The sequence below is a fragment of the Micromonospora sp. NPDC005174 genome (assembly GCF_040608495.1).
Classification (GTDB): domain Bacteria; phylum Actinomycetota; class Actinomycetes; order Mycobacteriales; family Micromonosporaceae; genus Micromonospora.
Window position 1 is genome coordinate 110723 of the sequence record NZ_JBEXIJ010000011.1, and the last position, 14921, is coordinate 125643.

13 protein-coding genes are annotated in these 14921 nt (G+C 70.7%); 7 read left to right on the top strand and 6 right to left on the bottom strand.

All coding sequences use genetic code 11. The annotated features are described in order from the left end of the window. Window positions 1–173 precede the first annotated feature (173 nt). Window positions 174–1337 carry an acyl-CoA dehydrogenase family protein gene (locus ABZU91_RS15125; RefSeq protein WP_355239633.1) on the top strand — a complete coding sequence of 388 codons (1164 nt, stop codon included), beginning with the start codon at window positions 174–176 and terminating at the stop codon, window positions 1335–1337. A gap of 37 nt (window positions 1338–1374) precedes the next feature. Here ABZU91_RS15125 and ABZU91_RS15130 read toward each other — a convergent pair whose 3' ends face one another. The 3 genes from ABZU91_RS15130 to ABZU91_RS15140 form a co-directional block, all read right to left on the bottom strand. Then, window positions 1375–2139 (bottom strand): type 1 glutamine amidotransferase domain-containing protein, encoded by a 765-nt coding sequence (locus ABZU91_RS15130; protein WP_355239636.1) that lies wholly within the window; start codon window positions 2137–2139, stop codon window positions 1375–1377. 134 nt (window positions 2140–2273) lie between these two features. Continuing rightward, complete coding sequence (mctP, locus tag ABZU91_RS15135; RefSeq protein WP_355239830.1) at window positions 2274–3938, bottom strand: monocarboxylate uptake permease MctP; 1665 nt, start codon at window positions 3936–3938, stop codon at window positions 2274–2276. After that, on the bottom strand, window positions 3938–4195 hold the full coding sequence (locus tag ABZU91_RS15140; RefSeq protein ID WP_355239639.1) for a DUF3311 domain-containing protein: 258 nt from the start codon (window positions 4193–4195) through the stop codon (window positions 3938–3940). Before ABZU91_RS15140 ends, mctP begins: the two co-directional genes overlap by 1 nt. Window positions 4196–4643: 448 nt before the next feature. Between ABZU91_RS15140 and ABZU91_RS15145 the strand changes: the two genes are divergently transcribed. Continuing rightward, window positions 4644–5909, top strand: a complete 1266-nt coding sequence (locus ABZU91_RS15145; RefSeq protein ID WP_355239642.1) for a Bcr/CflA family efflux MFS transporter — start codon at window positions 4644–4646, stop codon at window positions 5907–5909. Window positions 5910–5981: 72 nt separating this feature from the next. On the opposite strand, the gene ABZU91_RS15150 is transcribed toward ABZU91_RS15145, so the two are convergent. Beyond that, the gene (locus ABZU91_RS15150; RefSeq protein ID WP_355239645.1) at window positions 5982–6647 is read right to left on the bottom strand and encodes a hypothetical protein; all 666 of its coding nucleotides are present in this window, start codon (window positions 6645–6647) and stop codon (window positions 5982–5984) included. Window positions 6648–6670: 23 nt separating this feature from the next. Here ABZU91_RS15150 and ABZU91_RS15155 point away from each other — a divergent pair, with 23 nt between their 5' ends. Beyond that, on the top strand, window positions 6671–7189 hold the full coding sequence (locus tag ABZU91_RS15155) for a hotdog domain-containing protein (RefSeq protein ID WP_355239647.1): 519 nt from the start codon (window positions 6671–6673) through the stop codon (window positions 7187–7189). A gap of 142 nt (window positions 7190–7331) precedes the next feature. Further along, window positions 7332–9350: an acetoacetate--CoA ligase gene (locus ABZU91_RS15160; RefSeq protein WP_355239650.1), complete on the top strand. Its 2019-nt coding sequence runs from the start codon at window positions 7332–7334 to the stop codon at window positions 9348–9350. A 582-nt stretch (window positions 9351–9932) separates the two neighbouring features. Here the strand turns inward: ABZU91_RS15160 and ABZU91_RS15165 are convergent. Next, window positions 9933–10622 carry a TIGR03089 family protein gene (locus ABZU91_RS15165; protein WP_355239653.1) on the bottom strand — a complete coding sequence of 230 codons (690 nt, stop codon included), beginning with the start codon at window positions 10620–10622 and terminating at the stop codon, window positions 9933–9935. 152 nt (window positions 10623–10774) lie between these two features. On the opposite strand from ABZU91_RS15165, the gene ABZU91_RS15170 reads away from it, so the two are divergent. Both ABZU91_RS15170 and ABZU91_RS15175 read left to right on the top strand, forming a co-directional pair. After that, window positions 10775–11920: a glycosyltransferase family 1 protein gene (locus tag ABZU91_RS15170; RefSeq protein WP_355239655.1), complete on the top strand. Its 1146-nt coding sequence runs from the start codon at window positions 10775–10777 to the stop codon at window positions 11918–11920. 63 nt (window positions 11921–11983) lie between these two features. Next, the gene (locus ABZU91_RS15175) at window positions 11984–13075 is read left to right on the top strand and encodes a sugar phosphate nucleotidyltransferase (RefSeq protein ID WP_355239658.1); all 1092 of its coding nucleotides are present in this window, start codon (window positions 11984–11986) and stop codon (window positions 13073–13075) included. A gap of 52 nt (window positions 13076–13127) precedes the next feature. On the opposite strand, the gene ABZU91_RS15180 is transcribed toward ABZU91_RS15175, so the two are convergent. Continuing rightward, on the bottom strand, window positions 13128–13712 hold the full coding sequence (locus tag ABZU91_RS15180) for an NUDIX hydrolase (RefSeq protein WP_355239833.1): 585 nt from the start codon (window positions 13710–13712) through the stop codon (window positions 13128–13130). A gap of 54 nt (window positions 13713–13766) precedes the next feature. Between ABZU91_RS15180 and ABZU91_RS15185 the strand changes: the two genes are divergently transcribed. Next, a complete protein-coding gene (locus ABZU91_RS15185) occupies window positions 13767–14813 on the top strand; it encodes a hypothetical protein (protein WP_355239661.1) in 1047 nt (348 codons plus the stop codon). Window positions 14814–14921: the final 108 nt, after the last annotated feature.

Below are 14921 nucleotides of genomic sequence, written 5' to 3' on the forward strand. Positions count from 1 at the left end.
GGCTCAACTGTCTGCCTTCCATCATCGCCCAGCGGCGCGGGTGCTCCGTCATGCCCCATACCTACGCGCCGGTAACATCACCTGAACTGCAGTCGCTATCCTTCAGTCTGCGCGGTCGGCGGTCAGGGGAGGCCACAGACTGCGCATGATAGCGGTGAAGGGGAGGGGCCGACATGGCCGCAGGGGAGTCGTTCGACGTCTACCGGTTGCCCGAGGAGCACGAGGCGATCCGGGAGGCCGTCCGGGATGTCTGTGCCGCCAAGGTGGCGCCGCACGCCGCTGAGGCCGACGAGACCGGTGAGTTCCCGAAGGCGTCGTACGACGCGCTGCGGGCCGCCGACTTCCACGCGCCGCACATCCCCGAGGAGTACGGCGGGGCGGGCGCGGATGCCCTGGCCACCGCCATCGTGATCGAGGAGGTGGCGCGCGCCTGCGCGTCCTCGTCGCTGATCCCGGCGGTGAACAAGCTCGGCACGATGCCGCTGCTGTTGTCCGGTTCCGAGGACATCAAGCGCCGCTACCTGACACCGGTCGCGGCGGGCGACGCCATGTTCTCGTACTGCCTCTCCGAGCCCGAGGCGGGCAGCGACGCGGCGTCCATGACGACCCGGGCGGTACGTGACGGGGATCACTGGGTCCTCAACGGCGTGAAGCGCTGGATCACCAACGCCGGTGTCTCCGAGTTCTACACCGTCTTCGCCGTTACCGACCCCGCCGCCCGATCCCGGGGCATTTCCGCCTTCGTGGTGGAGAAGTCCGACGCCGGGGTGAGCTTCGGCGCGCCGGAGAAGAAGCTCGGCATCAAGGGCTCGCCGACCCGCGAGGTCTACCTGGACAACGTCCGGATTCCCGCCGACCGGATGATCGGCGCGGAGGGCACCGGCTTCGCCACCGCCATGAAGACCCTGGACCACACCCGGGTCACCATCGCCGCGCAGGCCGTCGGGATCGCGCAGGGCGCGCTCGACTACGCCAAGGGGTACGTCGCCGAGCGCCGCCAGTTCGGCAAGGCGGTCGCCGAGTTCCAGGGCATCCAGTTCATGCTCGCCGACATGGGCATGAAGCTGGAGGCGGCCCGGCAGCTCACATACGCCGCCGCCGGCAAGTCCGAGCGGGGCGACGCCGACCTGACCTACTTCGGCGCGGCGGCCAAGTGCTTCGCCTCCGATGCCGCCATGGAGATCACCACCGACGCGGTGCAGCTGCTGGGCGGCTACGGCTACACCCGCGACTACCCGGTCGAGCGGATGATGCGCGACGCCAAGATCACCCAGATCTACGAGGGAACGAACCAGGTGCAGCGGATCGTCATGGCGAGGCAGCTCCTGAAGGATTGACCGCGGCCTGCCCCCGCAGCTCCGAGCTGATGGGGGCCTACCGGTTCCCGCGCACCGGGCTGCCGTCGAGAAGCTCGCAGAAGGTTCTTGCGAACAGGTAGGCATCGCCGGGCCACCGTGCAGAGACGTAGTTGCCGTCCTGCACGGCGAAGGCGGAGGTGTCATCTGTAGCCGTACCGCGCCGGTCGAGGACCCGTGGTCCACGTTCGAGCTGCCCAGGCGAGTTCAGCGCGGCCCGTACCTCGTCTTCGACATATGCGGGGTAGGTGCGGTAGTAACGTCCGAGTTTCCACGCGGTCAGGAGATATGCGGCGCGCTCCTGATATTTCAGCAGGCAGGTCGTACGTCGGTCCGCCAGGACACTGCGTCCGGTTGCCGGGTCTATCGTCCGGGCCAGGACCAGTACGCCATGGCAGATCGCCCCGACCGGGCGGCCGAGCGCCCAGAACTGGGCGACTTTGTCCGCCAGGATCTCGGAGCCCAGATATTGCCGCATGCCGGGGGCGTGGCCGCCGGGCAGGATGAGCCCGTCGTAGTCGGCCGGGTTCAGGTCGGCCCAGGCCACCGTGTTCCGGAAATCGGGGCTCTGGACGAGCTGATGGTAGAAGTGTTTCGGTTCGTCGGCCGCGCCGAGTCGGCCCAGAATCACGCCGGTGAGCAGTCGCGGATCGGCGGCCGGGACTACCCCGGTGGCTTCGGTCGCGAATTGGATCTGGTGCCCGGCCGCGGTCAGAACCTGCCACGGCACGGCGACTTCCGTCACGTCGAAGTCGTTGTCGGGCAGTGGCATGAGAATGCGCATGAAGGCGGCCCCCAACCAGGGTTGCAGGAATCAAGCTGAGGGTATCGGCCCTTGCCACCGTCCACTGTCGAGGTTGGCTGCTCCCGATGGCGACGGGGTACCCGGGAGCGGTCTCCCGGGTACCCCGTCGGTGCTCAGACCTGCGGTGCGGGCTCGACGGCCACCTCGTCGCCGTCCTGGCGCGTCCTCGGGTCCAGCTTCTCGTCGCCCTCGTCGACGAAGTAGTCGCCGGGACTGGTGCCGTCCGTGCCGTCGGGCACCCGGCCGGCCTTCAGCGCGAGGGTCGCCAGCGCCGCGACCACCAGGTTGACCAGTACGGCGACGATACCGACGTAGATCGTCTTCGGGGTGTCGAAGCCGAACTTCTCCAGCGGGAACGCGGACCCACCGAAGTGCGCGCGCTTCGTCGCCGGGTTCGGAATCTGGTAGAGCATCCAGACGCCGAGCCCCATGCCGGCCACCCAGCCGGCGATGAGCGCGCCCCGGTGGAACCAGCGGGTGTAGAGGCCCAGACCCACGGCCGGCAGCGTCTGGAGGATGATCACGCCGCCGATGAGTTGGAGGTCGATCGAGAACTGTGGGTCGAGGAACACGATGCAGGCGACCGCGCCGACCTTCACCACCAGCGAGGCGACCTTGGAGACCTTCGCCTCCTGTGCCGCCGAGGCGTCCTTCTTCAGGTACTCCTTGTAGATGTTGCGGGTGAACAGGTTGGCCGCCGCGATCGACATGATCGCCGCCGGCACCAGCGCGCCGATGCCGATCGCCGCGTACGCGACTCCGGCGAACCAGTCCGGGAAGGTGTGGTCGAACAGCAGCGGTACGACCGTGTTGCTGTCGACCGTGCCCTCCTTCGCACCGGGCAGTGGCTTCACCCCGGCTGCGATGGCCATGTAGCCGAGCAGCGCGATCAAGCCGAGCAGCAGGGTGTACGCGGGCAGCGCCGACATGTTCCGCTTGATCACGGCACGGCTGCGGCTGGCCAGGACGCCCGTCTGGGTGTGCGGGTAGAGGAAGAGCGCGAGTGCCGAGCCCAGCGCCAGCGTCACGTACTGGAGTTGGTTGTTCTGGTTCAGCAGGATGCCGTCACCCGGGGCGGGCGTCGCCTTGAACTTCGCGTCCGCCGCGTCGAAGATCGCGCCCCAACCGCCCAGCTTGTACGGCAGGTAGATCACCGCCACCAGGATCACGATGTAGATCAGGCTGTCCTTGACGAACGCGATAAGCGCCGGTGCGCGCAGCCCTGACTGGTAGGTGTACGCGGCGAGGATGGCGAACGCGATGATGATCGGCAGGTGCCGGGCAACGGTGCTGTCCCCGGTGACCCCCATCGTCTTGAGGACCGCCTCGATGCCGACCAGCTGCAGGGCGATGTACGGCATTGTCGCGGCGATACCGGTGATCGCGATGATCAACGCCAGCGTCGGTGAGCCGAAGCGGGTCCGGACGAAGTCCGCGGGCGTCACGAAGCCGTGCTGGCGCGACACCGACCAGAGTCGGAGCAGTACCAGGAAGACGAGCGGATAGACGATGATCGTGTACGGCACGGCGAAGAACCCGGCCGCCCCGGCCCCGAACATCAGTGCCGGAACCGCCACGAAGGTGTACGCCGTGTAGACGTCGCCGCCGACGAGGAACCAGGTGATCCAGCCGCCGAAGGTGCGACCGCCCAAGCCCCATTCGTCGAGGTGCGCCATGTCCTTCGGTGCCCGCCACCGCGCCGCGAGGAAGCCCATCGCGCTGACCAGCAGGAACAGCACCGTGAAGACGATGATCTCAGTCAGGTGGTTCCGCCACATCACGACCTCACCGCCCGGTCCCTGGTCATCCGGTAGACCACGCTGGTCGTGGCCACGCCGAGCACGATGAAGGCCAACTGCACCCAGTAGTAGGCGGGGAAGCCGAACAGGCGCGGCGAATCCATGTTGAACAGCGCGGGGGCCAGCGGCACCACGATCGGGAGGATCAGGAGCCAGTTCCAGGGGCTGCGATCGGTCGCTTCGCGCGGCGGTGACACGTCGCCCGGCGGCTCGGCTGTCACGGGGGGTTCACTCATGACTGCATTCCGTTTCGTCGAAGCGTGGCCTCGGTACCCGCCACGCGAAAATGGGTTTTCGCGGAGCGTGGAGGTTTATGCCGCACTCCGGGAGGGAGCTTAAACAGCTCACGATCGGTGTCGTCGGAACTGTCATTCTGGTCACTTCGCCGCCGACGTCCGGGAGGTGCGTTGAATATGTTGTTCATGCTGGTAGCGGGCATGATTGCCGACTGGGAGGAACAATTTATAAAGAGCCTGTCCACTATTCTGCAAGTCATTACACCGACGCATCACGGGTCTGCCGCGGTCGAATTGGCCGGGCCTCCTTCCCGGGAACGTGGGCCGAGGACCGACGCCAGCGCGGGAATCTTGATCCACCCCCATGGCGTTGCAGGGCGAGGAAGTCAGCCCACCCCGCCTCGTCAATCTCTCGATGACGGCGCGTCAGCACCGGAGAGAGATCAAGATGGAAAAGACCGCCCCCGAGCAGGACGCGCTGCCCGGCGACCTGATGACCAACCGCCAGCGGATGCAGCTCGTGCTCGTGCTGGGCGCGTTGATCGCCATCGGCCCGCTGACCATCGACATGTACCTGCCGGCGCTGCCCGCCATCACCACCGGCCTGCAGACCACCGAGACGGCCGTGCAGTTGACGCTGACCGGCACACTGCTGGGCCTCGCGCTGGGCCAGTTGCTGATCGGGCCGGTCTCCGACGTGGTCGGGCGACGCCTGCCGCTGCTCGCCGGACTGGCCGCGCACATCGTGGCCTCGGTGCTGTGCGTCTTCGCCCCCAACATCGCCGTGCTCGGCGTACTGCGTGTCCTGCAGGGCCTGGGCGTCGCCGCTGCCACCGTGGTCGCCACCGCCGTCGTGCGGGACCTGTTCAGCGGCGCGTCGTTCGCGCGGATCTTCTCCCGGTTGATGCTGGTCATGGGGCTGGCGCCGGTCCTCGCGCCGACGCTGGGCAGTGGCCTGCTGCGCTGGACCGAGTGGCGGGGCGTGTTCGCGGCGTTGGCCGTGCTGGGCGCGGCGCTGATCGTCGTGGCGGCGTTGAAGCTGCCGGAGACCCTGGACGTGTCGCGCCGTCGGCACGGCGGGGTGGCGGCGACCCTGCGTGACTACCGGGGGCTAATCAACGACCGGGCGTTCGTCGGTCTGGTGCTGGTCGCCGGGCTGGCCATGGCGTCGCTGTTCGCGTACGTCGCCGGGTCGTCCTTCGTCCTGCAGGACCAGTACGGCCTCGACGAGCAGCAGTTCGGCCTGGCCTTCGGTGCCGGGGCCGTGGGCCTGATCGGGGCCACCCAGTTCAACGTCCGCCTGCTGCGGCGCTACACCCCACAGCAGATCCTCGTCGGCGCCCTGGTCATGGGGACGGCCGCCGGTCTGCTGCTGGTGCTGTTCGCGGCCACCGGTTTCGGTGGTCTGGGCACGCTGCTCGCGTCCCTGTGGCTGGTGCTGGCCGCCGCGGGTCTGGCCCTGCCGAACGCGCCGGCGCTGGCCATGAGCCGGCACAGCGAGGCCGCCGGTACGGCAGCGGCACTGCTCGGTGCCGTCCAGTTCGGCGTCGGCGCGCTGTCGGCGCCCCTGGCCGGTCTGTTCGGGACGGGCAGCGTACCGATGGCGCTCGTCATCGCGGGCGGCATGGCCGCGGCGCTGGCGGTCATGATCCTGGTCGTGCCTCGCGCCACCCTCGGCGCGGTCGATGCGGACCTGGCCGTCGCCGTGCACTAGGACCGGCGACCGGCGGAGTCGACCGAGCCCGCCGCTTGCAGGGGCGGGCCGGTTCCCCGGCCCGCCCGACGGTCAGCGGATCTCGGTGGTGTCCTCGGGCCGCGACTGGCCGCGCGGAGGCGCGGACCACGGCGATTCGCCGCCCACCCGGCGCGGCAGCGGCTCGGTCGGCGTCGGATCGGCCGGGTAGCCCAGGGTCAACGGTGCGGTGTCGCGCTCCGCGGGCTCGGACGGCGACCAGTCGGTCATGGTGAAGTCGTCGCCGCGCGGGGCTTCCGCCGGGGTCGGCGTCGCGCCGGGCACGGTCGCCGGCTGCGGCCACTGCCGCCAACGTTGACCGCTGAACGTCGCCATCAGCAGCAGCAGGCCGATCAGGAAGAGCGTGCCGTTCTCGACCGGCAGCCGCAGCGGTAGCGGGTCGCCGAACACCTTCCAGTCGTGCGGGATCGCGTCGCGCACCTCGAACGGCGCCACGAACATTCCGACGTACGGGGTGACCAGCAGCAGCCCGGCCACCAGCGGGCCGGCCGGCGAGAAGCGCAGTGTGCCGAGCAGCCCGAGCAGGACACCGCCGACACCGAGGTACACGGCCGGCTCGATCAGGTTGGCGGTGTTGAAGGTGCCGATCTCCACCCAGCGGTCGACCGTCCGGCTCGACCCGTCCTGCCCGAGTGTGACAAGCGCCCACGTGATGGGTGCCACCACCAACCCGGCGAGGAAGCTCCAGAGATGTCGCATCCGCGCACCGTACCGTTTCCGGCATGACCGAGCACCTCTCCGCCGCTCCGACCGGCAAGCCGACGTCGTACTCCCGCGTCACCCTCAGCAAGATCATGACCGCGGTGGACGTCAACCTCTACGGAACCGTCCACGGCGGGGTCCTGATGAAGTTCGTCGACGACGTGGCGGGCGCTGCCGCCGCCCGGCACAGCGGCGGAACGGCGGTCACCGCGGCGATCGACGAGATCGTCTTCTCCGAGGCCGTCCGGGTCGGTGACCTGGTGCATGCGCACGCGCAGGTGAACTGGACCGGGCAGACCTCCATGGAGGTGGGCGTGCGGGTGGTCGCCGAGCGGTGGGACTCGGCCGAGGACGCGCCGGTTCGGGTCGCCACCGCGTACCTCGTCTTCGTCGGGGTGGACGTCGGCGGCGCGCCGCGCTCGGTCCGTCCGGTGCTGCCGGAGACGCCGGAGGACGAGCGCCGGTACCGGGAGGCGGAGATCCGCCGCGAACACCGCCTGGCCCGCCGCAAGGCCATCCTGGCGCATCGGGCCGGCTGACCCACATGGTCTGCCGCGCTGGAGTGTGGGCCGGGCACGCGTCGATCGGCCCACCCGGTGCGCAGAATGGCGCTTCGAGGTAGGGCAAGATGGCGCCACGGCCCATGCACAGTGTCGTGCGGGCCTCAGGGAGGGTGGAGCGGTGGGTGACGTGCTGTGGACGCCGCCGGCGGACGTGCTCGAGCGGTCCCGGATCGGCAGCTACCTGCGCTGGCTGGGGGAGCACCGCGGGCTGCACTTCGCCGACTACGACGCGTTGTGGCGCTGGTCGGTCACCGACCTGGACGCCTTCTGGCGTTCGATCTGGGACCACTTCGACGTCATCGCGCACACCCCGCCCACCGCCACGCTGGCCGAGCGGACGATGCCCGGTGCCCGCTGGTTCCCCGGCACCACCCTCAACTACGCCGAGAACGTGCTACGGATGCCGGGCCGCGCCGACGACGACCCCGTCGTGATCGCGCACGGCCAGACCCGACCGCCGGTCACCCTCACCGCCGCCGAGCTGCGTGAGCAGGTCCGCCGGGTGTCGACTGGTCTGCGCCGGCTCGGCGTCACCGCCGGGGACCGGGTGGCAGCGTACGCGCCGAACATTCCTGAGACGTACGTCCTGCTGCTCGCCACCGCCAGCCTGGGCGCGATCTTCTCGTCCTGCGCGCCCGAGTTCGGCACCCGCAGCGTCACCGACCGTTGGCAGCAGATCGAGCCGACCGTGCTGGTCGCGGTGGACGGCTACCGCTACGGCGACAAGCCCGTCGACCGGCGGGGCGAGGTCGCCGCCATCCGCGCCGCCCTGCCGTCGCTACGGCATACCGTCAGCATCGGCTACCTCGATCCGACGGGCCCCACGCCCGAGGGCGCGCTGGCCTGGGCGGACCTGGCCGCACCCACCGACGAGCCGTTGACGTTCACGCCGGTGCCGTTCGACCACCCGCTGTACGTGCTCTACTCCTCGGGCACCACCGGCCTGCCCAAGCCGATCGTCCACGGCCACGGCGGCATCCTGCTGGAACACCTGAAGATGCTGGCCCTGCACCACGACCTCGGCCCGTCCGACCGGTTCTTCTGGTTCACCACCACCGGCTGGATGATGTGGAACTTCCTGGTCTCCGGGCCGGCGGTGGGCGCGGCCATCGTGCTCTTCGACGGCAACCCGGGGGTCCGGGCGGAGCCCGGCCGGCCGGCTGAGTCTGACCTCGGCGGCCTCTGGCGACTGGCGGCGGAGACCGGCACCACGTACTTCGGCACCTCGGCGCCGTTCCTGCTGGCCTGCCGCAAGGCCGGCCTCGTCCCCCGAGAGGTCGCCGACCTGTCCGCGCTGCGCGGCGTCGGTTCCACCGGTGCGCCGCTGCCCGCCGAGGGCTTCGAATGGGTGTACGAGACGGTCGGCGACCAGGTGCAGCTCCAGTCGCTCTCCGGCGGCACCGACGTGTGCACAGGCTTCGTCGGCGGAGTGCCGCTGCTGCCCGTGTACGCCGGTGAGATCGCCTGCCGCGCCCTGGGCGCCAAGGTGGAGGCCCGCTCGGCCGACGGCACCCCGGTGATCGGCGAGCTGGGCGAATTGGTGATCACCGAGCCGATGCCGAGCATGCCGGTGGGCTTCTGGAACGACCCCGACGGCGTCCGCTACTCCGAGGCGTACTTCTCGGTCTACCCGGGTGTGTGGCGGCACGGTGACTGGATCACCATCAACGCGCGCGGCGGCTGCGTGATCACCGGACGCTCCGACGCCACCCTCAACCGGGGCGGCGTGCGGCTGGGCACCGCCGAGTTCTACTCGGTGGTCGAAGGGCTCGACGAGGTCGTCGACTCGGTCGTGGTGCACCTGGAGGACGACGAGGGCGGCGCGGGCGAGCTGCTGCTCTTCGTGGTGCTGGCCGACGGCCTGACCCTGGACGACGCGCTGCGCGCAAAGATCAGCCGCGAGCTGCGTACGTCCCTCTCACCCCGGCACGTGCCCGACGAGATCCACCAGGTACGCGCGGTGCCCCGCACCCTCTCGGCCAAGAAGCTGGAGGTGCCGGTCAAGAAGATCCTCACCGGCACCCCGGTCGACTCGGCCGCCGCCAAGGGCGCGTTGGCCAACCCCGAGTCCCTGACCGCCTTCGCCACCTTCGCCCAGTCCCGCACCCACGCCCCCGGCGGCCCTCACTCCAGGTGATCAACTCAACTTCGCCGACCTCGCGGTATCAGCTGACTCGAATACCCCCAGTTCGCCGATCTGGAGCTGATCACACCGCCACGGCCCATATTCTCCGCGATCTTGCACTTGCTGTCGGGACTTAAGGGGCATCACTCGCGTATCGGCAACCAAAACTGCAAGATCGCCGAACCCGGCCGGCTGGGCTGGGTTGGGCGGGCTGGGCCTGGCTGGGCTGGACCTGGCTGGGCTGGACCTGGGGAGGGCGGAGGTGCCCAGGCTGAGTGGTCGATGCGTCCTTTGCTCTGCTTCAACATAGGCGACACCGGGGCCAGCGCTGTGTCGCCTATAGGGAAGCAGAGCAAAGGATGTGCGGGCACCCCTCCCGTGCCGGCCCTCCGCGATGCCGGCCCTCAGCCGTGCTGGCGCTCGACCGTGCTGGCGCTCGACCGTGCTGGCGCTCGACCGTGCTGGCGCTCGACCGTGCTGGCGCTCGACCGTGCTGGCGCTCGACCGTGCCGGCGCTCGACCGTGCCGGCGCTCGACCGTGCCGGCGCTCGGCGGTGCTGCCGGCGCGGGCTGTCGTCGGTTGCGGCGAGCGGGCTACGGGAGGGAGTGGGTGACCTTCTCGCTGGACAGCCGGGTGGCCAGACGGGCCGGGTCCGGGTTGGCGCAGAGGACCACCGTGGCGGCCCGGGTGAGCGGCGCGAGGAGCCAGTCGACCGGGTCGGGATAGCGCGACGCGTCGACCAGGACCCGCGCGCCCGGCTCGATGCCCAACTCCACCGCCCGTGCCTCGGCGCGGGCGAGAAGGTGCGTGTCTGCGGGGCCGGGGCCGGGCTGTGGGGTGAAGTAGTCGCCGTGCCCGCGTACCTCGACCACGTAGTCGGCGAAGCCCGGCGGCACCTGCCGCAGTGGGGCGGCGAGCGGCGCGAGACCCAGGGCGTACCGCTCGTCGGCAGGCCAGGACTGCGCCTCGTCGAACCGGTCGGCGGCGGCGAAGAGGACGTCCACGTCCCCCGGCGTGTCGAGCACGCTCAGCTTGGCCGACCAGCAGCCCAGCAGCACCGCGGCGGTCTGCCAGTGCGGAGGGAGCAGGACGCCGGCCGGTGTGCCCGGCGCGAGGCCGACCTCGTCGACGAGGAGATTGGCGGTCTTCGACACCCAGTTCGCCAGGGTGGCGCCGGAAAGTTCGGTGCGGTCTCCGGTGGAGTCGTCGTACCAGGTCAGCAGCGGTCGGGTCGGGTCGGTCGCGATCGCGTCGGCGAAGACCCGGGCAATGTTGTCGGCCATCGGCGCGAACGATACGCCTCTGGCACCCGTACTCGATGACGATGACAAGTCGGCGTACGGTCGGGTCGCAGTCAGCGTCGCCCCCGTACTCCGGCGTAGGCTTTACCCCCGGAGTGTTGTTCCCCACAGACCCACCCGCAAGGAGTCGCCCCGTGACCGCCGGTCGCCCGCCCCGCGTGCTCATCGACGCCACGAGTGTCCCCACCGACCGTGGTGGCGTCGGTCGATACGTCGACGGTCTGCTCGGTGCCCTCGGCAAGGTGTGCGGTTCGGGGGTGGAGCTGGCCGTGGTGAGCCTCCGCACCGACCTGGAGCGTTACACCCGGATGCTGCCCGGTGCGGAGATCATCCCCGCTCCGGCCGCCGTGGCGCACCGCCCGGCCCGCCTCGCCTGGGAGCAGACCGGTCTGCCGCTGCTCGCCCAGCAGGTCGGCGCGCAGGTGCTGCACTCGCCCTTCTACACCTGCCCGCTGCGGGCCGGCTGTCCGGTGACGGTCACCGTGCACGACGCGACGTTCTTCACCGAGCCGGAGCACTACGACAAGTCGCGCCGGACGTTCTTCCGCAGCGCCATCAAGACGTCGATGCGTCGCGCCGACCGGGTGATCGTGCCCAGCAAGGCCACCCGTGACGAGCTGATCCGGCTGCTCGACGCCGACCCGACCCGCATCGACGTGGCCTACCACGGCGTCGACCACGCCGCCTTCCACGCGCCCAGCGAGGATGAGAAGGCCCGCGTACGCGCTCGGCTCGGGCTGGGCAACAGCAGCTACGTCGCCTTCCTCGGTGCCAAGGAGCCGCGCAAGAACGTACCCAATCTGATCCGGGGTTGGGCTCGTGCGGTGGCCGACCGGACCGACCCGCCGGCGCTGGTGATCGCCGGCGGGCAGGGGCACGACGACGACATCGACCGCGCGGTGGCCGAGGTCCCGTCGCACCTGCGCCTGCTGCGCCCCGGTTATCTGCGGTACGCCGACCTGCCCGGCTTCCTCGGCGGCGCGCTGGTCGCCGCGTACCCGTCGTACGGCGAGGGGTTCGGCCTGCCGATCCTGGAGGCGATGGCGTGCGCCGCCCCGGTGCTGACCACGCCCCGCCTGTCGCTGCCCGAGGTGGGTGGCGACGCGGTCGCGTACACCTCCGAGGACCCGGAGCAGATCGCCACCGACCTGGCCGCCCTGCTCGACGACGAGCAGCGCCGGTTGTCGCTGGCGAAGGCCGGCTTCGACCGGGCCAAGGAGTTCACCTGGGAGTCCAGCGCCGAGGTGCACATCGCCGCATGGAGTCGCGCCCGTTCGTGACCATTCGGGCCCCTCATGGTGACCCGTGCCACTGCGGGCGGATGCGTCGGGCATGATGTGCGGATGCTTTATGCGGTCATCCCGGCAGGTGGCAGCGGCACGAGGTTGTGGCCGTTGTCCCGCGCCGGCCACCCCAAGTTCCTCCATCCGCTGACCGGCACCAGCTCCTCGCTGTTGCAGGCGACCGTGGACCGGCTCGCGCCGCTGACGACACCGGATCGCACCCTTGTGGTCACCGGTGCCGCGCACGTCGCGGCGGTCGCCCGGCAGCTGACCGGGCTGCCGGAGGAGAACATCCTGGTCGAGCCGTCGCCCCGGGATTCCTGCGCGGCGATCGCGCTGGCCGCGGCGGTGATCGCGGTCCGCGACCCGGAGGCGGTGATGGGCAGCTTCGCCGCCGACCACCTGATCAGCGACCCGGACAGCTGGGTGCGCACGGTCCAGGAGGCGGTCCGGGGGGCCGAGCAGGGCATGCTGATGACGGTCGGCATCACCCCGACCCGCCCCGAGACCGGATACGGCTACCTGGAGACCGGCGACGAGACCGACGGCACGCCGTGGCGTCAGGTGGCCGAGTTCAAGGAGAAGCCGGCCGCTGAGGTCGCCGAGGCGTACGTCCGCTCGGGTCGGCACCTCTGGAACGCCAGCATGTTCGTCTGGCGGGTGGACGTGTTCCTCGCCGAGCTGGCCCGCCAGCAACCGGCCCTGCACGCGGGCGTCATGGCGATCGCCGCCGCCTGGGGCAGGCCGGAGCAGGACGACGTGCTCGGCACGGTCTGGCCGACGTTGCCGAAGATCTCCGTGGACTACGCGGTGATGGAGGGCGCGGCGACCGCGGGTCGGGTCGCCACGGTGCCGGGCGACTTCGGCTGGAACGACGTCGGCGACTTCCACACCCTCGGTGACGTGCTACCCGCCGACGAAGCGGGCAACGTGGTGCTCGGCACCGACGCCAAGCCCGGCGTGCTCCTGCGGGACACCGCCAACCTGGTCGTGGTGCCGCAGTCGGGTCGGCTGGTGGCGGTCCTCGGTGTGCGCGACCTGATCGTGGTGGACACTCCGGACGCGGTGCTGGTCTGTCCGCGTGAGCGTGCCCAGGACGTCAAGCTCCTGGTCGACGAGCTCAAGGAGCGCGGCGAAGAGGGCTACGTCTGACCGGTGTCGTAAACGCTGGCGGCGGCAGGCCGTCGCCAGCGCAGACCCGCTGTCAGAACCTGCGCAGGGCGGCCAGGGCCGGCTCGACGAGTTGTACGGTCCCACCGGCCAGCGGCTCGGGCAGCCGGTCGGGCGGAAACCACCCCAGCTCCTCGGCCTCATCGCTGACCTGCTCGACCGCGTCGGCCGGGGCGACCACGGCGAACCGGATGTCGTAGTGGCGCGAGCCGCCCTGGCAACCCACCTCGTGTACGTCGATGTCGATCGGTACCGGGTCGATGCGCAGGCCATCGATGCCGGACTCCTCGGTGGCCTCGCGCAGCGCGGCCTCGGCCAGCGTCCGGTCCACCGGCTCGCAGTGCCCGCCGAGCTGCACCCACCGGCCGAACTTGGCGTGCAGGCAGAGCAGCACCCGTGCACCGGTCGGGTCCAGCACCAGCGCGCTTGCGGTGACATGGCCGGGGCGGTGCTGCCGGCTCATCGTGATCGGCCCGGCGGCGAGCAGCGCGAGGGTCCGCTCCCGCGCGTCGGCCGCCGCCGGGCTGGTCGGCTGCCAGCCCTCGAGCAGCGCGACGGCCTCGGCGTGCAGCGTCGCGAACGCGGCGGGATCGGTGGGGTCGACGGCGGGTCCGGTGATCGCGGTGTCAGGCACCCCGACACTGTACGAGCGTGGGCTCCGTACCCTGGCGCGGTGACCCTGCGACTCCTCGAATTCGTGGTGGCCGGCAACGAGGCCAGCGATCTGCTTCCGGTGCGATCGCCGGCGCTGCTGCGGTCGTACGGTGCGCGGCGGGGTTTCTGGACCGTGCTGGACGAGGGCCCGGTGGAGCGCTGCCTGGCCCTGCTGTTGGAGCTGGACGACGGTGAGTGGACGGCCCGGCACGTCACGGCGGACGCCGGGGCCGAGAACGACCGGACCGAGGACGGTGAGGCGCTCGCCCACCACGACGGCTGGGTGTACGTCTTCGGCTCCCACTCCGGTTCGAAGGCCGGCCCGCTGCGCCCCCGACGGGCGTTCGTGGCCCGCTTCCGCGAGGACGACGCGGCGGTAGGTCCGCTGCCGGTGCAGGTGGTGCGCAACCGGTTCCGGCTGCACCGGACGGTGAACGACGCCCTGGCCGCGTCGCCGCTGACCCTGCTGCCTCCAGGCGAGCGGGTGCGGGACCGGTTCATCGTGGAGACCCTGGCCCGGGGGACCAGTCGGGCGAAGAGCTGGGTGAGTCGCCTGGCCCCGGACGACCTGCCCCTGAACGTGGAGGCGGCAGCCTTCACCCCGGAGGGCACGGTCCTGCTCGGACTGCGGTTCCCGGTCACCGGGGCCGGCGAACCGATCCTGGTGGAGGTGTCCGGCGTGCCGGGCATGTTCGCCGCGGACCCGGTGTGGCCCCGGGCGTTGGGCGCGTACGCGGTGGCCGGGGTGACCCCGCCGGGCGAGTTGACCGGCTTCCGGGCGCTCGCGCCGACGGCGGACGGCGCGTACGCGGCCGTGATCGGCTCGATCGACGCGCTGGGCAAGGGTTCGGTGCTGCTCGACGACCATCCGGGTGGGGGTGCGGTCACCTCCCGGCACGTGCGGTTCCGGTTGCCCGTGGATCGGACGGGCGACGGCTACCGGCTCGTCGGGAAGGAGGTGGCCGACCTGAGGCCGTTCCATCACGTCGAGGGCTTGGCCGAGGTGGACGGCCGGCCGTTCTACGTCACGGACGAGGACCACCGGGTCGCGCTCTGGGTCGGCTGAGCGGGGGCAGGCGCACCGCAGCGGTGGGGTGACCGGACGACACCTCTGCGGAGCAAGGGCCGCAGACCCTCGTGGTGCCGCCCGATCACCGGTCCCTCCCCAGTTCCC